Here is a 19,041-nt window from a genome sequence, read left to right as displayed (position 1 = left end):
CGGTTCTTTAGGAAGCACTTTTATAATTCCAAAATGCTTCAGGATGCATCAATCCAAATTAGACATCTTCCCGTCTCTGATTTAGTTGAGTTTTTATTAAAAGAGGCTCTTCGGCAACACTCCTCTGATATTCACCTCGATCCAGCTGAAGAGTCTTTCAGAATAAGGTTTCGAATAGACGGTTTACTTGAGGAGAAATACATTCTTCCTAAAGAACTTGGGCCGCCTATAATCTTTCGCCTGAAAGTCTTGGCCGAAGTTCGAACTGACGAACATCAAGCTGCCCAAGACGGTCGTTTCTTCTTCCAGTCTGATAAAGAGCGCATTAATATCCGCCTCTCGTTAATTCCGACTTACTACGGTACTAACGCCGTTTTGCGCTTACTCAGAAAATCTCATCAAGGTTCAACCCTAGAAGACTTAGGTTTTAATCAGAATCACTGTACTCTTCTAAGAAATATTGTGAAGAAAAATAGTGGCATGATTTTAATCACGGGCCCGACTGGTTCCGGTAAAACCACTACCCTTTACACTCTCTTGGAGTTATTAAAAGAAAAACCGACCTCCATGGTTAGTATTGAGGACCCGATTGAATATGCCGTAGAAAACGTGGTTCAGATTCCGGTAAACTCTTACTCACTTTTCAATTTTTCGAATGCCTTGCGTTCCGTTTTAAGACAGGATCCGGACATTATTATGATTGGAGAAATTCGTGATCGAGAAACCGCTCGTTTAGCTTTCGGCAGCTCTATGACCGGCCATTTAATTCTCTCCAGTTTGCACACTAATTCCGCCCTCCTCACCCTCAATCGACTTTTGGATTTGGGGATTGAGCCTTATGCCATTGCTTCCAGTCTTTCAATGGTGATCAGCCAGCGTCTGGTGAGAAGGTCCTGCTCTGAATGTGGGGCAAAAAATCATTTGCCTAAAAAGAAAAATTGTCTCGTCTGTCGAGGTAGCGGTTTTAGTGGCCGGTTAGTGATCGCTGAAGTCTTGGAAATAGATAATTATCTTCGTGATTTAATTCGAAACAGCCAGTGGACGAACCTTTCAAAATTAACCGAGGAAGGCAAATTTTTAACTCTAAGAGAAGACGGTTACCAAAAAGTCGACAAGTTGCAAACCTCCATGACTGAAGTTTTAAGAGTGACTTATGAAGAAGCTTAAAATTAGCGATCAAATCGATTTTCTACGTCGACTCGGATTTTTACTTGGGGCTAATATCCCCTTGGCACGGGCCATAGATATGATGCGGGGAAACAATCAAAAATCTAGAAAGACCTACTTAAAAATTTTGGAAGATTTGGCGGTGGATGTGGAAGAAAGTAAAACCCTGGCGCAGAGTTTAGAAGAGAGCGGAAAATTAGACGACGTTGCCATACATATGCTGAGGGTAGGAGAGAAGAGCGGCAATTTGGTTTTAAGGCTGGAAGGTGCCGCTCTCTATTTGGAAAAAAGAAAGGAAAATCAGCAAAAAATAATTAGCGCTTTAATTTATCCGATTCTTATTCTGGCTCTATCCATCAGTATGTCACTTTTTTTGATCGGTTTTGTCTTTCCGAAAATCTTACCGTTACTCGGGAGTTTTGGAGGGACCTTGCCTTTACCGACACGCCTTTTGCTTTTTCTAAATTATTTCCTAAAAAAGTTCGGTCTGATATTACTCGGTATTTTCGGTATTTTAATTTTCGTCTTTCAAACATCTGTCAGAAAATCTATCATCCTAAGGTTTAACTGGCAGAAAATAAAATTTCGCTTACCGATAGTCCGAACCTTTCTTCTAAACAATCTTTTAATCAATCTATGCCAGTCAATGGAACTTTTCCTGAAAAATCATTTTTCCCTAACCGCCGCTCTTCAATTCGTAAATAAAAGTTCGAAGAATGATTTTCTTCAACAATGTTATGGACTAATTCTAGATGACTTGGAAGAGGGAAAGGAATTGTACGTGTCCCTGGAAAAGGCTTCCCTGAAATTTCCGGCTTTCTTTTGCGAGATGATTCAAATTGCCGAAAAAACCGGACAATTGCCGGAAATTTTCGAGCGCCTAAACCGGCATTACGAGCGGGAACTAGACCAGATATTAAAACGGCTAACATCTTTGATTGAACCGGCCTTAATGATCTTTATTGGTCTTATTGTCACTTTAGTAGCCCTTTCAATTGTTTTACCAATTTACCAGCTAACTTCCGGGCTGAACCGATGAATATTCTCATTGAGCTTCTCTTGGCTATTTTTATCTTTGGAATTATTGCCAGCGCCTTGATCACGGTCTTCTTTAATAATCAAACCGCTTTGCCGAGAGCCAGTCTTTATTTAGAAGCACTGACTTTGGGAGCAAGGGAGATGGATAAGTACAAGCATCTTCTAAGCGAAGATTTTTATAACAATATTGCCACCACCACTCACGCCTCTACTTTCGAAGAAGACATTACTACTGAAGAAATTGATAATTTTACTAAAAGACTCATCGTAGGCTTCAACTGGTTCTATCGAAAAAGACCCCAACACCTCGAAGAGTCCACTTTGGTTAGTAACTTTAACGATGCCATTGGTTCACATGATTGTTGGCTGAACGGAACTGAAAACTGGCAAAATGCGGCGGTCTCACAAGGACCGGATCTTGGTTACGGCAATCAGGCAACCGCCCTCTGGTCTGTCGGAAATTTAGTCTATCTGACAACCAACAATGCCGACCCTAGAAATAAGCTGGCCGACCCAAATGATTTGTTTGTGATTGAGGTGAAAGACCCAGCCAATCCGAAAATTCTGTCAGCATTAGACACGGGACCGGGCCTCACCAGCATTCAAGTGGCTGGAAGTATCGCTTATCTTGGAAATAGCAGTATAAACAGTCAGCTTCAGATTGCCGATATTAGCGATCCAACTAAACCCACAATTCTCAAAAGCTATAAATTGCCCGGAGATTATAGCGATGAGACGACTATCACGAGCTCTCTTTTTTTTCATCAGAACTTTCTTTTTCTTGGAACGGCTAAAAGTCAGATTGAAGAACTGCATATTATTAATGTTTCAAATCCGACCGCGCCCGCGGAAGTAGGAAAATGGGAAACGAACGCCGCTATAAATAGTATTTATGGATTTTCTCATTATCTTTTTTTAGCTACCCCTAACAATGCAGAATTAACGCTACTCGATGTAGCTACCAGCTCAAAGCTGATTTTACTGAATAATTTTGATGCCACCGGTGGTTCAGGCAACGGCAAAAGTTTGGCCCGAGATCGCTCGATCCTGTTTCTGGGCCGAACGGTCGGCAAGAGCGAATTGTATATTTTATCGCTCGCTCATTTACCGGTTCTCGAGCTAATTGGCACCAAAACTATCGGAGACAGTATCAACGCTCTTTTGGCTTTGCCTCAAAGATTATTACTTCTTACAAATCATAACTTTTTTATATATGACAGCAGTGATTTAAAAAATCTTAAGCAGATTTACTCGCTAAATCTGCCGGCTAAAGGCACTGGTCTTAGCTGTAGTGGTCAGACGATTTACATTTCGATCTTAAATCAAACGGGATTAATTATTATTCAGCCGAAATGAAACAAGCCAAAGGTTTTACTTTATTGGAGATTTTAATTTACATCGCTATCATCAATTTAGTGATGACAGCTTTATTTACTCTGGTTTTTCAGATTAATAAGGAAAATATTCGCCTAGCTGCTATAGCCGAAAGACTTGAAGAAACCAATTTCCAGTTTTTGAAAAGTTTGCCATGAAAAGAGACAGGGGATTCGTCGCCTTAATATCAGTTATTCTAATTTCTAGTTTGTTAATCCCGAGCGTCCTAAACAGCTCAGAACCAATCTACGAAGCTTTGATAAACATTTATCGAAGTGCAGCCAAAGCCGAAAGCGAAATTCTGGCCGAAAGTTGCGTGGAAGTAACTTTTGTAAGACTTGCTCAAAATCCAAACTATAGTGGATCGTCCACCATAGAAGTCGGCAGCAGCTCTTGTGAAATTGTTTCAGTAAAGAAGACTGGAAACCAATATGACATTTTTACGGGAGCCACTAGCTCAAAAGTAAGCACCATTTTAAACTCACAAGTTTTCTGGGGAGATAATGGCTTGAAAATCACCTCACCTTAAAATTAAACATCGACTTATTGACTTCCCAATGGAAAGTTGTAGCATTTTCAATAGAAGAAAATGAATACCATAGCTTTTTCCATAGTTCAAATGGTCAAGGAACATTACGTGGCTGCCCCACTAATGATTCTGGCTTGTTGTGTCTGTTTCATTATCTATACGAGGCGCCGTAATAAGGAAGATCTCAATCTCAAGATCCTCAACCGCTCTGGAGATGAATCGATGCGTACCCACCAGGCGCCTAATCAGGCTGGCAAGAACAGCCAAACACCAGGAACGTAGTTTTGGAGCTTTTTGGCTCCTTTTATTTAAAAATTATTAATTAACATTTAATATGAATAGCGATTCTCAAAAATGGATTTGGACAGTCTTAATAATCATTTTACTAGTGTTAGTCTTGTGGGGAATTGTGGCTACAGTTAATCGTTCCAGCATTCCGGGTAATGCCAATCAAAGTTCTTCCACCGAGAATGCTTTAAGTGGAAATCCAGCTAATACCGGAAATTCTGCAACAACGGGATCAGGAAATTCCAACCAAAATCCTCCAACTACGGCTAAGAAAGTTCCTATCATCTCTTCTTTAACCCCTTCTTCCGGCAAGACAGGTATTATCGTAACTATTAATGGTTATAATTTTGATCTTCTCAACAATTCCGTGGAGTTTAATGGCTACAATCTCGGGAATTCCGGCTCAAACGATAACCAACACATTCGCTTTACCGTGCCATCTACCATCAAGTCCTGCGTCAACGGCGTTTGCGGTACCAATAGTGTGGTAGTAGGACCGGGACCATATCCGGTAGCAGTAAGAAATGCCAACGGTACCAGCAACATCATTTACTTTAACGTTACCGCCGCTAACCCTAATCAGTAATGAAGGTCTCGGTTGTCATTCCCGCTCACAACGAAGAAAAATATATTTCAGAAACTCTTAAGGCAATTTTGAACCAGCATTCTTCGGATTTTGAAGTAATTGTGGTCTGTAATGCCTGCACGGATCGAACGGAAGAGGTTAGTCGGGGTTTCCCTGTGAAGGTTCTGGTTGAGCCAAAGCTCGGAGTGCAAGGCGCCCGCGAACGCGGGCGCCTTGCCGCATCCGGCGAAATCATTGCCTCGCTCGACGCCGATTGTCGACCTCATCCTGACTGGCTAAGGTTAGGAACCGAATGTTTTAATAATCCAAAAATCGTAGCTGTTACGGGTCCTTATATTTTCTTTGACGTCAGTCCCGTTTTTAAATTTTTCAGTCTCTTAATCCAAAAAATCTTTTATAAATTTATTCATCAATTTCTCGCATTCTTCCACGCTGGAGCAATCTTAATAGGAGGAAATTGCCTGCTGCGAAACTCTGCTTTAGAGAAAATTGGTGGCTACGACACATCCATTCTTTTTTATGGTGACGATACAAACACCGCGAGGCGTCTTTCCAAAGTGGGTAGAATTATTTATTCTAATGATTTAACCATGGCTACCTCGGCGCGTCGTTTTCGTAAGGAAGGATTGATCAAAATTTTTTTCACTTATATTTATTATTTTGCCAAAGAAACTTTCTAAAGAGTCATGCTTAATCTCATCCTGACTTATCGCTACATCATAATCGTTCCCATTGCTCTGTTTGAGGGTCCTCTAATTATGATGCTCGGAGGATTTCTGTGGAGATTGGGTCTCTTTGATTTTTTACCGCTCTACCTTGCTTTAATGTTAGGAGATTTGTTGGGGGACATTTTCTGGTATTGGTTAGGGCATAATTTTGGTCATCGTTTCGTTCGCCGGTTCGGTCATTTTTTCAGCATTACGGAAAATGCTATTGCCACGGCTGAAAGAATTTTCCATCAATATAAGAATAAGATCTTAACCATTTCCAAGCTAACCATGGGGTTAGGGTTTGCGCCGGTAATTCTTTTCACGGCCGGTCTAGTCAAGATTCCCTTTAGGCGTTATCTGGCGTTGAACGTCTTTGGTCAGTTTTTCTGGACTGCCTTTTTAATGGTAATTGGCTATTATCTGGGAGAAGGATATGCGCGCGTAAACAATTGGTTGGGTAAAATTAGCTTCATTGCTATAATGATCTTAATATTTCTAATCCTTCTTGGGTTCAGCAAATATCTTAAGGGTAGAATTGTTAAAAAATATTCATGATCTCCATCATTATTCCGACCCTAAATGAAGAGAAGGTCTTAGAAGAAACACTTCAGAGCCTTAAAAGAAATTTAACTCTACCTCACGAGATAATTATTTCCGATGGCGGCAGTTCCGATAAGACCGTAAGTATAGCTAAAAAGTACACTCGAAAAGTAGCTGTATATTCCGGAGTCAGTCGCCAAACTATTGCAGCCGGCCGGAATGCGGGTGCTGCCATGGCCTCCGGCGATTATCTAATCTTTTTAGATGCGGATTGTCAGCTAGAAAACGCCGATATCTTTTTAAGAAAGGCTCAAGGGCACTTTGAGGATGATCCAGATTTGACTGCTCTCACTACCAACCTTCGGGTTTTTGCTCAGCTAGAGACTTTAGCCGACCGGTTTATCTTTGAACTAGTGAATCTAAAAATCCGTCTGATGAACAATTACTTTGGTGTTGGTGAATCCGTCGGAGAATTTCAAATGATTAGGAGAAGCGCTTTTCAGGTGGTCGGCGGTTTTAGGAACGATCTGGTAGCCAATGAGGATTTTAATATGTTTAACAGACTTTCAAAAATTGGACACACTTTTTTTGAGCCTAATTTGATTGTTTACCACACGGGCAGACGAGCTCACCAAATCGGCTGGCCCAAATTGCTTTCCTTATGGATGTTGAACTATTTCTATTTTTTAATTTTTGACCGAGCCTATTCCAAGGAATGGGTCCCCTTAAGATAGATGCCATAAATGCTTACTTTTTATCAAGCACTGATTTTAGGGATAGGGCAGGGTATTAGTGAGCTCTTTCCCATTTCTAGCTTAGGTCACAGCGTTTTGCTGCCGCAGATTTTAAAGTGGCAGATTGATCAGAGCAATGACAATTTTCTGATTTTTTTAGTAGCTACCCATTTTGCCACCGCTATAATCCTTTTCCTCTTTTATTTGAAAGATTGGATTTTAATAATCGGAGGGGTGATAAGATCGCTATTTAAGAGAAATCTAAAAGATAATTATTATGGGCGCCTCGGCTGGTTAATCATTCTTGGCACCGCTCCGGCCGGTCTTCTCGGTCTCTTATTTCAGAAAAAAATCCAAAATATTTTAGCCGTGCCCTTGCTGGTAGCAGTAGTCTTAATTTTAAATGGAATGATGCTCTGGTGGGCGGAAATAATTAGAAATAGGAATAATGTAAGAACGACTGAAGGTGGGGATGAAAGACTTTCAAAGATGAGATGGTCGTCTTCTCTGTGGATTGGCCTAAGCCAGTCGCTAGCCTTAATTCCAGGCTTTTCCCGCACTGGGACGACGATGGCCGGAGGCTTATTGGCGGGCTATCACCATGAGGATGCCGCTCGGTTTTCATTTTTGCTGGCCACCCCTCTTATTTTAGCGGCTGCCATTTTGAAATTACCGGCGCTATTTAAAATAGCGGATCCCGCCCTTCTAAAGACTGTAACTATAGGAGCGGTTTCGGCCGCTATTGCTGCTTATTTTTCTGTCAGGTTCTTGATCAGATTTTTCAAGTCAAAGACTCTCAAGCCTTTTGCCATTTATTGCGTGGCGGCGGGAATAATTTGTTTGATTATTTTTTTGATATAGAAAATTCGGCGACCGAAGGTCGCCGAATTTTCTATCAGCCAAACGATTATTTATTATCGTAGGCTTTTTGCAGACCCGCAATGTCAATTTTAGTCATTCCAAGCATGGCTTTCATGACGCGTTCAGATTTCTCTTCATCCGGATCACTCATTAGCTTGCCGAGTGCCGATGGCACAATCTGCCAAGTCATTCCGAATTTATCCCGATTGATCCAGCCGCATTGACCGGTCTCGCCGCCTTCCCCCAACTTCTCCCAGAAATAATCAACTTCTTCCTGTGTCTCGCAATCTACCATCAATGAAACGGCGCCGCTTAATTTTAAATATGAGCCGCCATTAAGGGCCATGAACTCCTGACCTTCGAGATTAAACTCTATTACCATCGGAGTACCGGCTTTTTGTCCCGAAACCTCTTCGCTAGCCTCTTTATAATCACTAGTTGTGATGACTTTTGAAGTTTGTTTCTTAGCCGGATTATTGTTAAAGACATCAACATAATATTGAGCCGCTTTTTCTGCGTCCTTCTCGTACCAGATAAATGTAGTGATTTTTTGTTCACTCATATTTTTATTCCGGTAGTTGATAATTAATCATCCATTCAATACCGTATTTATCCGTTACCATTCCAAAAAGTGCGCCCCAAAACTGTTTCTCTAGTGGCTGAAATACCTCACCACCTTCCGAAAGTTTGGCAAAAATTGCCTTGGCGTCATCTTCATTGTTTGGTTCGTAAGTGAGAGCAATTTGATCACCAATAACGGCCTTATCTCTCATCATATCGGATCCATAAATGGCCAGCTCGCCACTTTTCAGGGTCGCATGCATTATTTTATCCGGCGCCGTCTTATATTCTTCCGGCATCTGGGACTCACCAACAGTCTGAAAGGTTATCTCTCCACCAAAACAATTTTTGTAAAAATCAAACGCTTCTCGACATTTATCGTCATTAAATCTCAAATAAGGAATTATTTTCATAATTTAAATATTAATTAATAAAACTTTCTCATATTAATTTAACAGAATAATCAGCTTTTCACAAAGCAACTCTTAAATCTATTTGGCATTCAAATCTACCTGAAACAGGCGAAGGTGTTGTTCTTCGTATCCAGAAAATAACCCCGCCAGCCGGTATATAGAAAAGGCCCTCTTTGACGACCTTTTCCCCCTCTTTTTATTCAAAAGTCAAAAGTTGCTTATTAAAAGAAGGACGATAATCAAGACGATTAAAAAGAAAAAGATGAGCCAGCCTAAGCTCCAGACGACAATTCTATATGCCTCTTTTTTCTTATTATCAAAGAAAAGAGTAAGAGGATAGGCCAGAAAAATAGATCCACAAATGACAGCTGAAACAATAAAAGCCAGTAGAAAAATAATTATTGCCAAAAAGGGGCCCAGTTCTACATTCTTAAGAGGGGATTGGGAAAACATCTGAATAACAGAAGCAAAGAAGGATACATATAAAATGATGCCAGCGGCCTGAAAAAGACCTATTGTTTTGTGCGAGTATTTCATGCATTTATAATATCGCGAAAAGGTGTTTGGACAAATTTAAAAGATAGATAAATATCTTAAAGAAAATCATTTATTTTTTCGATTGCTATATTTGATACAATAAATAAATATGTCAGATGTTGAGTTTTTTGAAGAGAAAAATAGTCCATCAGCTCTATATAACAGAGCTCAGTCGGAGAAAGAAACAGCTAGTATGATTTCTTGGCTGGTAAGGCAAAAAATAGCAAGAAATTCTAAACAGGCGAATTTTTTACTACTCGGGTTGATCCTATTGTCGGTGATTATCTCCATAATTCTGATATTTAAGAATGTCAGTCGAAACGACAGAGTACCACCCAAACCTTATGAAGCATCGCAGAAATTCTAATAATAATTCAAAAAAGGGATTTACTCTGATCGAACTTTTAGTAGTGATCGCAATCATTGGATTATTATCATCAGTAGTTCTTTCTTCTTTAGCTACTGCTCGTAGTAGAGCCAGGCTTACTCAAACCGCTTCTATCCTTAAAGAGACATCTAAAGCTTTAGCACTATATCAATCCGACCATGCTGGTGATTATCCATGTTTTGATCACGCTTGGGATGATGGGGCAGAAACCGGGTGGGCTGCACCTTACTTTAAGTGGCAGAAAGATCCATTAGGAGTTGCACCCAATGATCATATTCACTGGGAGCACACCCCCTACACCCCTTTCACATACTCACTTGATTTAGAAAATCCAGGCCCTTCAAATGCTCTGGCTCTCGATAAATATATGGACGACGGTAATATTAATACTGGCAATATTCGATCTGCTGCAGACGGAAGCCGATTATATTATGGAGGAATGGACCAGACGGGAGTCATCTCTTCATGTATTCCGCCCCTAACTCCCTAACATCATCGTCCCAGATTAGACAAGGAAAAATACTCTGCAAAAGAGTATTTTCCGTTACTCCGACTTGTAGAGGAATTTAGAATCTTTTAGAAATAGAGAAAGCCTCATGATATGGAAATCGATGAGGCTTTTTTGAAAATTATACAACGAATACAAATAGACGGGAGATCACTCACTCAAAGTTAGGGACGTTACTTGCCTTGTGCACAGGGTTCACGTTTGTAAATCGAGGGGTCGTAAAGGGACGCTACTTACGATTTTCATCGATCGGTTCACGTTTGTTACAACCAGTATCTATTTGATAATTTATATGCCGTTTGGAATTATGTCAAATATTCTCCATGGGTAGGGAAAATATTTCACATTGTTGGAATATTCGGGTCACCCGGCTTTGTGCCATAGATTTATCGAGCCTACGCATTACATTTTCAATCCTCACGGTCCAGCGTAGATATGAGAAAAGGCACCCAAGAAGAGTGCCTTTTCTCATGTTGCTCCGCGCTCGGGACAATATGGGAGTGGAGATTTTGGAGGAAGGTAAATAAAAAGCCACACATTAAATGTGTGGCTATCGATTAACCCCACCACCCAGACAGACTTTGGAAAAAGTCTTCAGCCGTTTGATGAGCATAACCTACTTGAAGATTTTTAGCACAGGTCCAAGCTGACCTTCCAGAAAAAAATAGCTGAGGATATATGCAAAGAATCGAACACCCAATTCTGCCTGATGGTCCAAAGACTGGCTTCTGATAAGTAACTACCCAGACACCTAAGGTAGTGTTGCGATAGACTTTGATATTTCCATATCTAGTCCTTCGAGCGACCATTACTTTATCGGCCAAATCTATGTGCAAGGAAACTGGCCAGACAAAAAAGAAAGTCAATTGTGTCATTCTTAGACTAGCTTAGAAAGACTGAACTAAAAGTCAATGGCTCCGCGGGTAGGGATCGAACCTACGACCAATCGCTTAACAGGCGATCGCTCTACCTCTGAGCTACCGCGGAATAGTGTCCTAGTAAAAGACGCCAAAATCATAGCAAAATTGGGCTATTTTGCAAAAATGTTTGATAATATAACTTCTATGAAAAAGCAGAGCTTTGATAAAAAAGCCGAAAAAATTGGTTTGAGCCCGAAGGAAATTCAAGTGTTAAGAAAACTAAATACCCCAATTAAAATTCAAGATTTTCTGGACACCTTAGCGATTAACTGGGAGAAAAATGGGGACACTCAAATGTCACCGCGGCGAGTGTTACGAGAAAAGAAAGCACATTGTCTGGAGGGGGCGGTGTTAGCGGCTCTGACCCTCTGGCTTCATGGACAAGAAGCACTCATTTTAGATTTGAAAGCCAAAGGAGATGATAGTCACGTGGTAGCCCTTTATAAGCAAAACGGATATTGGGGAGCCATCAGCAAATCAAATCATGCCACTATCCGATTTCGAGATCCGATTTTTCAGAACTTGCGCGAACTGGCCCTTTCTTACTTTCATGAATACTTCAACGACAAAAATGGTAGGAAAGCTTTAATCAGTTATTCTTCAAAGCCTTTTAATCTTAAAAAATTAACCGCGGGTTGGGTGACGGCAGAAAAAAACCTTGGCTTTTTAAACGATTTACTCGAAAACTCTAGTCACACACCCATCATTCCGAAAGGAAATAAAAAATTCATTCGGTCCGCGGATAAAATGGAGCGGAAAGCTGGCCGATTAATAGAGTGGAGAAAGACCCATTCCAAGACCTAGAGAAATCTTAGGTTGTTGACTTTTATCTTTCCTATAATAAATTTTAAGGTAGAAAGGAATCTCAAAATGCATCGATCAGGGGTAAGACCTGGTACTCAACGCTTACATCTAATCTGGGTAGCTCGTAATCTTAGACAATTTGCTCCACTTCAGGATTGCAAAGAATGCAAAGGAAGCGGATGTAAACATTGCGATCAGGGGAAATTAATCTACGTTAGAGAAGATTATGCGTATCGGTACCAAGAAATTATTCGCTGTTTGTTCCCAGACGAGTTCAATGCGCACTTCGTTCGTGTAGAAGTACCTAATGAACCATATGGCAAGCTCATTCATCGAATTGAGTATTGCCAGCAAGAGGTTTTGGAAACCCGGAACTTAACCTTTTGCACTGGTCACGGCCAAAATCATGGTCAAATGTTGACGCCTCAAAAGAATATTGAGAAGGCTAGAAGGGAAGACGATCGACCACTTAAGGATCATGAATTGGGCTGGAATGACTGGGTAACCCGTCTTTTAGAGAGGTTGGAAAGAACTCTAACCACGGACTCTAGCTAGGCTCCAGCGATGGAGCATTTTATTTTTGATATAATCAATTCATGAGTTTTAAGGACTTTTTATTTATCGTTTTTGCTGTTGTGGTGTTGGTGATTGTCATATATTTAGGCAGCCAATCGTCCAATCTAAATAGTCCAAACGGTCTTTCAAGCACCTCTCGCGAGGCCGTTATTAGCAATAACAAAAATAATAATATGGCACTTAATCTCTCTAGTTTGGCTTTTTCCAATAATAGTAATATACCGGCTAAATACACTTGTGATAGCGAAAACATTGTTCCTCCTTTAAAAATTGAGGGAACTGATCCAAACGCCAAGTCTCTGGTCTTAATTGTAGATGACCCGGATGCTGCTTCGGTAGTGGGTCATACCTTTGATCACTGGGTTAAATTCAATATTGATCCGCGAACGCTGACAATTGAAGAGGGGAAAGAGCCGCTCGGTACTGCTGGCAAAGGCGGAGCCAATAATTTGACTTATACCGGACCATGTCCGCCAAACGGCACGCACCATTATCATTTCAAACTCTATTCTCTTGATACTAAGTTAACTTTGCCGGAAGGATCTACTAAAGCTGAAGTGGAAGCGGCTATGCAAGGTCACATTCTTCAACAGACGGAATTAATTGGTCTTTATACTCGCTATCAAAAATAATTTATTAGCCTCGACCTATTTATAATCTTAAGAACTTTATAAATTTTCAAATTTAGCTTATGCGCATCACTATTAAAGCCACTAACATGGAAATGTCGGAGGCTATTTCCGATTATTTGGACAAACGTCTAGAGAAGACAGAGAGATTTGTTCAAGACACTGATCCAGACACGGTTTTAGTAAATGTTGAGTTAGGGAAAAGTACTAATCATCATAGGCAAGGCGACGTTTTTCGGGCAGAAATTAATTTCTGTATCGGCAGCAATTGTCTCCGAGCTGTCTCAGAAACCGAGGATTTATATGCTGCCATTGATGACGCTCGAGATGAGCTTTTGCGGGAACTACGAAAACGAAAGAGAAAGCAGCGCTGGAGTATACGCAGCGGAGGGCAACGCATGAAAGCCATGATTAGGGGTTTGTGGGGAAGAGAAGAGGTGGGAGATACTGAAGATGAAATCATTTAATTTTAATCAACGGGCCGACAGATGGGTTTCCACTTTTGTATTAGTGGGATGCGTTTTAATTACCGCCGTTTTAGTTTTTGCCGCTTACAAAGCTAATGCTCTGGGCGGCCATCTGGCTAATCCTTCAGCGGAAATTGATTCAGAAACCTTTTAGAAAATCTTCGTAAGACATCTCTGATTTTCCCTCCGGGGTGACGCGATCAATAATGAATTGATTGTTTTGGAGGTGCGCCTCTTTGATTTTGAGGCGCACCGATTTGTTTTCGCCTTCCTGGAAAAAATAAGTTTCAGGCCATTCTTCAAAAGCCAGATATTTTAAATAATTCTGGTAACTATCGTCTTCTGTCTTAAGCAACCCGTCCTCTTTAGTGATCATTTTGGTGAAAGTGGCTACGGAATGATCTTGATCTTTTAGTGACGGAAGAGACGAGCGCCAGAAAGCTGGCCAAATCTCGGCCAGTTTTCTGGCGCTCGTCTCCGCCATTATTTTCTCCAGTTTTTTGAAAGAGACTGGCCAATCCGGAATATCTACTTTCTCCTGTACTAAAATCGGTCCATGGTCGACTTCCTCATCCATTTTAATAATAGTTGTTCCAATTTCCTTTTCATCATTTAAAATCTGATATTGAAGTGGGGAAGGACCGCGATATTTTGGGAGAAGTGATGGATGAATATTAAAGGAACCAATAGCTGGTAAATCCAAAATAATTTTTGGGATGATTTTACCGTAGGCTGCCACTATAAATAGTTTGGAGTTTTTGGCTTTTAGTTTAGAAATGAATTCCTCATCTTTCAGGCGCTCTGGCTGAAGAATTTCAATGTCATTAGCCGTCGCCCACTCCTTAACGGGCGACGGCGTCATCTCCCGATGCCGTCCCTTCGGTCGGTCCGGAGTCGTAATGATTAAATTCGGTAAAATTCCAGCCCTTTTTAATTCCTCAAGCAAAATAACGGCAAAGTCTGAGGTACCAAAAAAGACCCAGTTTTGATCTTCATTACTCATGAGCTTTTCTGACCCTTTTCCGGAGGAACTTCCTCCAGATCGGTGGCGCTGTCAATAAATAAAATACCATTTAAATGGTCGACCTCATGCTGAAAGATCTGGGCCAAGAGACCACTAGCTCCGCGTTCAAACAGACGACCGTCTTCATCATAAGCCCGAATGGAGGCGCGCGAAGCGCGACTGACCTTCCCATAAAGATAGCGCACCGACAGGCATCCCTCTTCCATCATTTGCCTGTCCTTTGAAAGCTTAGTAATAACTGGATTAATAAATACTTCGTTTTGTATCTGAACTATTTTAGATTTTTGATCCTTTTCCTTCTCCTTGCCCAAAATGTTATTAATTAATTCTTTGGAAATGACAAAAATTCGCAGTGGCTGTCCAATCTGCGGGGCGGCAATAGCCACGCCGTCGTCCTGCGATTTCAGAGCCGCTTTCATATCGGCGATTACTTTTTTTATTTTTGAACCTTTGATTTCTTCAATTGCTACTTCTTCAGCAATTTTTCTCAAAACCGGTTCATCTCTTTGAAGAATTTTGACCATCTTTAGATTATAAGGCTAAATTAAACTTTCTGGATTTATCTTTAATGTCCAATTTGGGGGTAAGGCCAATAATTTTTCCAAGAGATTCTCGTTGGGCCAATTTCGACTGTCTATTTTAAGTAAGGCGTTCAGAGCCACCTTTCCTTTGCCGAGGCCAACTAAGGTGGGGAAGACAATGGGTTGATATTCCTTAATATCTTTCTCTACTCGTGGCCATTCTTTATCAATCACTACTCTTGTTCCTTCGAGGGTTAATTTAATGATGGTTTTGTATGGCGGATAACCCAGAGCTTTTCTTTCCTTCAATTCATCCCGATAGAATTCGGTTAAATGATTTTCTAAAAATTTTTGCAAAACTTTTTGATCCGGCTCACGGGTTTGAATCAACATATTTTTCTCCGTTAAGTTTTGGATTGAAAGTAAAAGGTGCAGAATTCTTTCATTGATGTGAAAATCCGGCAGAGAAAACAACGAATCCATGGAAGCAATGGCGGTATAAGGAATCGGTTGATGCATGTAGTTAAAAATCATTTCAGTTCCAAGTAGAATTGATTTCTGACTGTTATGAAATTTCTTTAGAAGATCCAAGGCTTTTTTATCGGTCGGAGCACTCTCTTTATCTATCCGAAAAATTGAGAGGTTGGAAAACTCTTCTTTTAAAGCCTCTTCTACTTTCTCAATGCCAATACCCAAAGATGTCAGTCGCCAGCCGCCGCAATTGGCGCAGCGCTCCAGGGCGCTTCTTTTCTCGCCACAATGATGGCAGAGAAAAAAGTTCTCCTTTTCATCTTTTTTTGATTTATGCAAGACTACCGGTGCTCCGCAGGTATGGCAGGTGACGATGGTGCCGCAGTCGGAACAGACTGTAGTAGGAGAGAGGCCTCGTCTGGCTGTGAAGATAAACATTCTTTCTTCCCGTTTAATCATTTCTTTAATTTGGGAAATTAATTCCTCACTTAAGACCTGGAAAGAAGCGCCTGAGGATTTGCGGTATTTGCGCATGTCTATTATTTCCAAGGGAGCAGCATCTTCTATCCGGAATCTTAAAGGTGATTTCTCCACCACTTCTTTCTCATCATAACGATTGAGAGTTTCTATTCGCAGAAATTGATCGGCTAGGATCAATTCAAAGCCACTTTCGTGAGCCAGATTTTCGGCAAAATATCGAAAATCAATAAACGGCCGGCTTAAGGACCGATAAGCTCCCGAGCTTTCTTCCTCCACAATCAGAGTTCCAATTTTCGGTGTGGTTAAAAATAAATACTGGGCAGTTCCAATTAGGAGTTTTGAATGATTATCCGTCTCTATCTTTTGGAGAAATTCTCCCAACTTTTTCTTTGAAAGACTGCCCGAAAGTAAAAAAGTGTGGTTTTCAATACCTTTTTCAAGCTGAGATTTTAAATTGAGAGCGCTCTGGTGTGTTGGTACTAAAATAAAAATTGATTTTCCTCGAGCAAAAGCTTCGCGCACCAGTTTTCGATAGGAGGCAAAACGATCTGGATCGGAATCCTGAATAATGTGAGTCTCAGATTTAGTGGAGGAGGGGATGGTGGCGCCTTTGGTTTCCGGCGCCGCCCTCTTCATCAGCTCTTCATCATTCAAGATTGTCTTCGGAATAAGTGAGTTTAGAACCGCTCCGGTAGTACCGGCGAAATAATTGGCAGTTTTTTGAGCGGTCCGGATGAAAGCGGGAGAGAGAAAAAAATTGAATTCCACTTTCTCAATTTTTTTCAGGGTGAAATCCGCAGCGCGAATTTCACCCTTCGCTTCCGTCGCATCGCGCGAACTAACCACCAGTCCCTTAATCTTTCTTTTACGCAGTTCCACTTCCACCATTGATCCAAGCGGAATATCTTCAGCACTGAAATACGAGAGCACTTCATAAGAAATGCCTTTTGAAATAGGAATGACTTCAATCAGTCTCATGCCGTCATTTTCCCAGAAAAGTCTACGTTTGTAAAAATTAGCTAAAAAGCTACAATACGAAGAACTTATGGCCATTTTCTCCAAAAAATTAGGCATTGATTTGGGCACTGCTAACACTCTGGTTTTTGTGCCGGGAAAAGGAGTAGTTTTGAATGAACCATCCGTGGTGGCCGTCTCGGAAGAAGACAATAAGATTTTGGCCGTTGGCCTCGAGGCCAAAGAAATGATCGGAAAGACTCCCGAAAGCATTGTGGCCTATCGGCCGATGAAAGATGGAGTGATTGCCGATTACCGAGTGACCGAAGCCATGCTCCGTTACTACATCAATAAAGCTCTTGGCAAGTGGAATATTTTTAAACCGGAAGTAATGGTCTCCGTACCGGCTGGCGTCACCTCCACCGAGCGACGAGCAGTGATTGAAGCGGCTATTAAGGCCGGAGCTAAGAATGCTTACGTAGTTAAGGAACCAATTCTGGCTGCCATCGGCGCCGGTATTTCAATACAAGAGCCGATGGGGCACATGATTGTAGATATCGGCGGAGGCACTACTGACGTAGCCGTGATTTCTCTTGGAGGTATTGTTTCTTCCACTTCGGTAAAAGTAGCCGGTAATCGCATTGATTACGCCATCATTGATTACATCAAAAAAACTTACAACTTAGCCATCGGTGATCGAACTGCCGAAGAAATTAAAATTAAAATTGGCTCCGCCGTCCCCATGGACGAGGAATTAGCTGTAATAGTGAAAGGCCGTGATTTTTTAACGGGTTTGCCACGCTCCATTGAACTTCGTACAAATGAGGTAGTAAAAGCTATTTCCAAAGAATTGCGTGACATGGTTAAGGCCATTAAAGATGTTTTGCAAGAAACTCCACCAGAGCTGGCCTCCGATATTATCGATCAGGGAATTATCATGACGGGCGGGTCATCGCAACTTCGCAATCTTCCAGAACTAGTATTTCGCCGTACCGGAGTGAAAGCTACCCTAGCCGACGATGCTCTATATTGCGTAGCAAAAGGAACCGGTATTGCTTTGGAGCATTTGGATGTTTATAAGAAGAGTATTATTGCTAAAAGATAAATGTTTGATTCTAAGAATCTTCACCACGCTTATTTAATCGAAGGGGATAGACAGGTAGTTTTAGAAGAGGTAAAAGATTTTTTAGAAAAGGAATTAGATTTTTCTCTGCAAGGCAATCCCGATTTTTATTTAGCCGAGCACGATAAATTCGGGGTTGATGAGGCAAGAGAATTGGTAGGACGGCAATCACAAAAATCTTTCGGAAACGATCGAAAGATTTTTGTGATTGCCGTCAATTCTATTACCCGCGAGGCCCAGAACTCTCTTTTGAAAATCTTTGAAGAGCCGACGACTGGCACGCATTTTTTCTTAATTGTGCCCAGTGTGGAAAGATTGCTGCCTACTCTGCAATCGCGAGCGGTAATTATAAAGATGGGGCAGGGAGCGGCTGGCGAAGCCGGCCGCGCCGCCGCCTTCCTCAAAGCTAGCCCGTCAAAGCGCTTGGATATAGTTAAAGGAATGATTGAGGACCTCAAGGATGAGAAAATTTCTAAAACCGATCTATTATTTTTCTTAAATGAGATAGAAAAAATAAAATCCGCCGCCATCTCTCCCAAAATCTCCGAAGTGGATCGCCAAAGTCTGGAAGAGCTGATAAAAATGCGCAGTTTTCTCCAAGACCAGTCTTCTTCCGCCAAACTTATTTTAGAATATCTAGCTTTAACTCTGGTTTAACGATTGATATAATATAAGTTGAAAGGATTTTAGTTCATTAAATATGTGTAATATTCGAAAACTCCGAAGAGAGGATAGCTCTCTAACGCGGCTCTGTTCCAACCTACAGGGGGGTGATTCACTGCTTCTGGATTCCAGCGCAAAACAAATCGCCTTTCCCAAACCTTTCAAAAACCACCAA

Annotated in this window: 26 protein-coding genes and 1 tRNA gene; 19 read left to right on the top strand and 8 right to left on the bottom strand. The window is 41.2% G+C overall.

What is annotated here, in order from left to right; all coding sequences use genetic code 11:
* Positions 1 to 33 precede the first annotated feature (33 nt).
* The 11 genes from VFA52_02020 to VFA52_01970 are packed head-to-tail and all read left to right on the top strand — an operon-like array spanning position 34 to position 7,827.
* Entirely contained in the window at positions 34 to 1,167 is a 1,134-nt protein-coding gene (locus VFA52_02020; protein HZS42974.1) for a GspE/PulE family protein, read from the top strand.
* Positions 1,154 to 2,206, top strand: a complete 1,053-nt coding sequence (locus tag VFA52_02015) for a type II secretion system F family protein (GenBank protein ID HZS42973.1) — start codon at positions 1,154 to 1,156, stop codon at positions 2,204 to 2,206. The genes VFA52_02020 and VFA52_02015 overlap by 14 nt, the downstream gene beginning before the upstream one ends.
* A complete protein-coding gene (locus VFA52_02010; protein ID HZS42972.1) occupies positions 2,203 to 3,561 on the top strand; it encodes a hypothetical protein in 1,359 nt (452 codons plus the stop codon). Before VFA52_02015 ends, VFA52_02010 begins: the two co-directional genes overlap by 4 nt.
* A complete protein-coding gene (locus VFA52_02005; GenBank protein ID HZS42971.1) occupies positions 3,558 to 3,737 on the top strand; it encodes a type II secretion system protein in 180 nt (59 codons plus the stop codon). The genes VFA52_02010 and VFA52_02005 overlap by 4 nt, the downstream gene beginning before the upstream one ends.
* Complete coding sequence (locus VFA52_02000) at positions 3,734 to 4,108, top strand: hypothetical protein (protein HZS42970.1); 375 nt, start codon at positions 3,734 to 3,736, stop codon at positions 4,106 to 4,108. Before VFA52_02005 ends, VFA52_02000 begins: the two co-directional genes overlap by 4 nt.
* 60 nt (positions 4,109 to 4,168) lie before the next feature.
* Complete coding sequence (locus VFA52_01995; protein HZS42969.1) at positions 4,169 to 4,390, top strand: hypothetical protein; 222 nt, start codon at positions 4,169 to 4,171, stop codon at positions 4,388 to 4,390.
* 52 nt (positions 4,391 to 4,442) lie between these two features.
* Positions 4,443 to 4,982, top strand: coding sequence for a hypothetical protein (locus tag VFA52_01990; GenBank protein ID HZS42968.1), 540 nt, complete (start codon positions 4,443 to 4,445; stop codon positions 4,980 to 4,982).
* Positions 4,982 to 5,662, top strand: a complete 681-nt coding sequence (locus VFA52_01985; GenBank protein ID HZS42967.1) for a glycosyltransferase family 2 protein — start codon at positions 4,982 to 4,984, stop codon at positions 5,660 to 5,662. Before VFA52_01990 ends, VFA52_01985 begins: the two co-directional genes overlap by 1 nt.
* A 6-nt stretch (positions 5,663 to 5,668) precedes the next feature.
* Positions 5,669 to 6,247, top strand: a complete 579-nt coding sequence (locus VFA52_01980) for a DedA family protein (protein HZS42966.1) — start codon at positions 5,669 to 5,671, stop codon at positions 6,245 to 6,247.
* Entirely contained in the window at positions 6,244 to 6,966 is a 723-nt protein-coding gene (locus tag VFA52_01975) for a glycosyltransferase (GenBank protein ID HZS42965.1), read from the top strand. Before VFA52_01980 ends, VFA52_01975 begins: the two co-directional genes overlap by 4 nt.
* Positions 6,967 to 6,975: 9 nt before the next feature.
* Entirely contained in the window at positions 6,976 to 7,827 is an 852-nt protein-coding gene (locus VFA52_01970) for an undecaprenyl-diphosphate phosphatase (protein HZS42964.1), read from the top strand.
* Positions 7,828 to 7,873: 46 nt separating this feature from the next.
* On the opposite strand, the gene VFA52_01965 is transcribed toward VFA52_01970, so the two are convergent.
* From VFA52_01965 to VFA52_01955, 3 genes are all read right to left on the bottom strand, one after another.
* Entirely contained in the window at positions 7,874 to 8,389 is a 516-nt protein-coding gene (locus tag VFA52_01965; GenBank protein ID HZS42963.1) for a VOC family protein, read from the bottom strand.
* A 4-nt stretch (positions 8,390 to 8,393) separates the two neighbouring features.
* Positions 8,394 to 8,801, bottom strand: coding sequence for a VOC family protein (locus VFA52_01960; GenBank protein ID HZS42962.1), 408 nt, complete (start codon positions 8,799 to 8,801; stop codon positions 8,394 to 8,396).
* A gap of 207 nt (positions 8,802 to 9,008) precedes the next feature.
* A complete protein-coding gene (locus VFA52_01955) occupies positions 9,009 to 9,338 on the bottom strand; it encodes a hypothetical protein (protein ID HZS42961.1) in 330 nt (109 codons plus the stop codon).
* A gap of 344 nt (positions 9,339 to 9,682) precedes the next feature.
* Here VFA52_01955 and VFA52_01950 point away from each other — a divergent pair, with 344 nt between their 5' ends.
* The gene (locus tag VFA52_01950) at positions 9,683 to 10,216 is read left to right on the top strand and encodes a type II secretion system protein (GenBank protein ID HZS42960.1); all 534 of its coding nucleotides are present in this window, start codon (positions 9,683 to 9,685) and stop codon (positions 10,214 to 10,216) included.
* A 575-nt stretch (positions 10,217 to 10,791) separates the two neighbouring features.
* Here the strand turns inward: VFA52_01950 and VFA52_01945 are convergent.
* Positions 10,792 to 11,109: a hypothetical protein gene (locus VFA52_01945; GenBank protein HZS42959.1), complete on the bottom strand. Its 318-nt coding sequence runs from the start codon at positions 11,107 to 11,109 to the stop codon at positions 10,792 to 10,794.
* A 37-nt stretch (positions 11,110 to 11,146) separates the two neighbouring features.
* Positions 11,147 to 11,221: transfer RNA gene (locus VFA52_01940), tRNA-Asn, on the bottom strand.
* 56 nt (positions 11,222 to 11,277) lie between these two features.
* On the opposite strand from VFA52_01940, the gene VFA52_01935 reads away from it, so the two are divergent.
* The 5 genes from VFA52_01935 (at position 11,278) to VFA52_01915 (ending at position 13,784) form a co-directional block, all read left to right on the top strand.
* Positions 11,278 to 11,958 carry a hypothetical protein gene (locus tag VFA52_01935; GenBank protein HZS42958.1) on the top strand — a complete coding sequence of 227 codons (681 nt, stop codon included), beginning with the start codon at positions 11,278 to 11,280 and terminating at the stop codon, positions 11,956 to 11,958.
* Positions 11,959 to 12,024: 66 nt separating this feature from the next.
* Positions 12,025 to 12,513, top strand: coding sequence for a hypothetical protein (locus VFA52_01930; GenBank protein HZS42957.1), 489 nt, complete (start codon positions 12,025 to 12,027; stop codon positions 12,511 to 12,513).
* 41 nt (positions 12,514 to 12,554) lie between these two features.
* Positions 12,555 to 13,166 (top strand): YbhB/YbcL family Raf kinase inhibitor-like protein, encoded by a 612-nt coding sequence (locus tag VFA52_01925; protein ID HZS42956.1) that lies wholly within the window; start codon positions 12,555 to 12,557, stop codon positions 13,164 to 13,166.
* Between the two features lie 59 nt (positions 13,167 to 13,225).
* Positions 13,226 to 13,630: a ribosome-associated translation inhibitor RaiA gene (gene raiA / locus VFA52_01920; protein HZS42955.1), complete on the top strand. Its 405-nt coding sequence runs from the start codon at positions 13,226 to 13,228 to the stop codon at positions 13,628 to 13,630.
* Complete coding sequence (locus VFA52_01915) at positions 13,617 to 13,784, top strand: hypothetical protein (protein HZS42954.1); 168 nt, start codon at positions 13,617 to 13,619, stop codon at positions 13,782 to 13,784. The genes raiA and VFA52_01915 overlap by 14 nt, the downstream gene beginning before the upstream one ends.
* Here the strand turns inward: VFA52_01915 and VFA52_01910 are convergent.
* Genes VFA52_01910 through priA form a run of 3 tightly spaced genes read right to left on the bottom strand, consistent with a single transcriptional unit; the run spans position 13,770 to position 17,200 of the window.
* Positions 13,770 to 14,633, bottom strand: a complete 864-nt coding sequence (locus VFA52_01910) for a methionyl-tRNA formyltransferase (GenBank protein HZS42953.1) — start codon at positions 14,631 to 14,633, stop codon at positions 13,770 to 13,772. The genes VFA52_01915 and VFA52_01910 overlap by 15 nt on opposite strands.
* The gene (def, locus tag VFA52_01905; GenBank protein HZS42952.1) at positions 14,630 to 15,178 is read right to left on the bottom strand and encodes a peptide deformylase; all 549 of its coding nucleotides are present in this window, start codon (positions 15,176 to 15,178) and stop codon (positions 14,630 to 14,632) included. Before def ends, VFA52_01910 begins: the two co-directional genes overlap by 4 nt.
* Before the next feature lie 15 nt (positions 15,179 to 15,193).
* Positions 15,194 to 17,200: a primosomal protein N' gene (priA, locus tag VFA52_01900; GenBank protein HZS42951.1), complete on the bottom strand. Its 2,007-nt coding sequence runs from the start codon at positions 17,198 to 17,200 to the stop codon at positions 15,194 to 15,196.
* Between priA and VFA52_01895 the strand changes: the two genes are divergently transcribed.
* Positions 17,172 to 18,185: a rod shape-determining protein gene (locus tag VFA52_01895; GenBank protein HZS42950.1), complete on the top strand. Its 1,014-nt coding sequence runs from the start codon at positions 17,172 to 17,174 to the stop codon at positions 18,183 to 18,185. The genes priA and VFA52_01895 overlap by 29 nt on opposite strands.
* Complete coding sequence (locus VFA52_01890) at positions 18,186 to 18,860, top strand: hypothetical protein (GenBank protein HZS42949.1); 675 nt, start codon at positions 18,186 to 18,188, stop codon at positions 18,858 to 18,860.
* Positions 18,861 to 19,041 lie beyond the last annotated feature (181 nt).

The organism is Candidatus Paceibacterota bacterium, assembly GCA_035652395.1.
In the GTDB taxonomy this organism is placed as follows: domain Bacteria; phylum Patescibacteriota; class Minisyncoccia; order Phycocordibacterales; family CAJBRS01; genus JADGRH01.
The sequence above is the reverse complement of the archived record's forward strand: the minus strand, read 5'-3'. Positions and strand labels throughout refer to the sequence as shown.

Excerpts from the sequence above, each read along its gene's own strand:
- VFA52_02020 (HZS42974.1), top strand. The coding sequence starts at position 34 with ATGCTTCAGGATGCATCAATCCAAATTAGACATCTTCCCGTCTCTGAT.
- VFA52_02015 (HZS42973.1), top strand. The coding sequence starts at position 1,154 with ATGAAGAAGCTTAAAATTAGCGATCAAATCGATTTTCTACGTCGACTC.
- VFA52_02010 (HZS42972.1), top strand. The coding sequence starts at position 2,203 with ATGAATATTCTCATTGAGCTTCTCTTGGCTATTTTTATCTTTGGAATT.
- VFA52_02005 (HZS42971.1), top strand. The coding sequence starts at position 3,558 with ATGAAACAAGCCAAAGGTTTTACTTTATTGGAGATTTTAATTTACATC.
- VFA52_02000 (HZS42970.1), top strand. The coding sequence starts at position 3,734 with ATGAAAAGAGACAGGGGATTCGTCGCCTTAATATCAGTTATTCTAATT.
- VFA52_01995 (HZS42969.1), top strand. The coding sequence starts at position 4,169 with ATGAATACCATAGCTTTTTCCATAGTTCAAATGGTCAAGGAACATTAC.
- VFA52_01990 (HZS42968.1), top strand. The coding sequence starts at position 4,443 with ATGAATAGCGATTCTCAAAAATGGATTTGGACAGTCTTAATAATCATT.
- VFA52_01985 (HZS42967.1), top strand. The coding sequence starts at position 4,982 with ATGAAGGTCTCGGTTGTCATTCCCGCTCACAACGAAGAAAAATATATT.
- VFA52_01980 (HZS42966.1), top strand. The coding sequence starts at position 5,669 with ATGCTTAATCTCATCCTGACTTATCGCTACATCATAATCGTTCCCATT.
- VFA52_01975 (HZS42965.1), top strand. The coding sequence starts at position 6,244 with ATGATCTCCATCATTATTCCGACCCTAAATGAAGAGAAGGTCTTAGAA.
- VFA52_01970 (HZS42964.1), top strand. The coding sequence starts at position 6,976 with ATGCTTACTTTTTATCAAGCACTGATTTTAGGGATAGGGCAGGGTATT.
- VFA52_01965 (HZS42963.1), bottom strand. The coding sequence starts at position 8,389 with ATGAGTGAACAAAAAATCACTACATTTATCTGGTACGAGAAGGACGCA.
- VFA52_01960 (HZS42962.1), bottom strand. The coding sequence starts at position 8,801 with ATGAAAATAATTCCTTATTTGAGATTTAATGACGATAAATGTCGAGAA.
- VFA52_01955 (HZS42961.1), bottom strand. The coding sequence starts at position 9,338 with ATGAAATACTCGCACAAAACAATAGGTCTTTTTCAGGCCGCTGGCATC.
- VFA52_01950 (HZS42960.1), top strand. The coding sequence starts at position 9,683 with ATGAAGCATCGCAGAAATTCTAATAATAATTCAAAAAAGGGATTTACT.
- VFA52_01945 (HZS42959.1), bottom strand. The coding sequence starts at position 11,109 with ATGACACAATTGACTTTCTTTTTTGTCTGGCCAGTTTCCTTGCACATA.
- VFA52_01935 (HZS42958.1), top strand. The coding sequence starts at position 11,278 with ATGTTTGATAATATAACTTCTATGAAAAAGCAGAGCTTTGATAAAAAA.
- VFA52_01930 (HZS42957.1), top strand. The coding sequence starts at position 12,025 with ATGCATCGATCAGGGGTAAGACCTGGTACTCAACGCTTACATCTAATC.
- VFA52_01925 (HZS42956.1), top strand. The coding sequence starts at position 12,555 with ATGAGTTTTAAGGACTTTTTATTTATCGTTTTTGCTGTTGTGGTGTTG.
- raiA (HZS42955.1), top strand. The coding sequence starts at position 13,226 with ATGCGCATCACTATTAAAGCCACTAACATGGAAATGTCGGAGGCTATT.
- VFA52_01915 (HZS42954.1), top strand. The coding sequence starts at position 13,617 with ATGAAATCATTTAATTTTAATCAACGGGCCGACAGATGGGTTTCCACT.
- VFA52_01910 (HZS42953.1), bottom strand. The coding sequence starts at position 14,633 with ATGAGTAATGAAGATCAAAACTGGGTCTTTTTTGGTACCTCAGACTTT.
- def (HZS42952.1), bottom strand. The coding sequence starts at position 15,178 with ATGGTCAAAATTCTTCAAAGAGATGAACCGGTTTTGAGAAAAATTGCT.
- VFA52_01895 (HZS42950.1), top strand. The coding sequence starts at position 17,172 with ATGGCCATTTTCTCCAAAAAATTAGGCATTGATTTGGGCACTGCTAAC.
- priA (HZS42951.1), bottom strand. The coding sequence starts at position 17,200 with ATGCCTAATTTTTTGGAGAAAATGGCCATAAGTTCTTCGTATTGTAGC.
- VFA52_01890 (HZS42949.1), top strand. The coding sequence starts at position 18,186 with ATGTTTGATTCTAAGAATCTTCACCACGCTTATTTAATCGAAGGGGAT.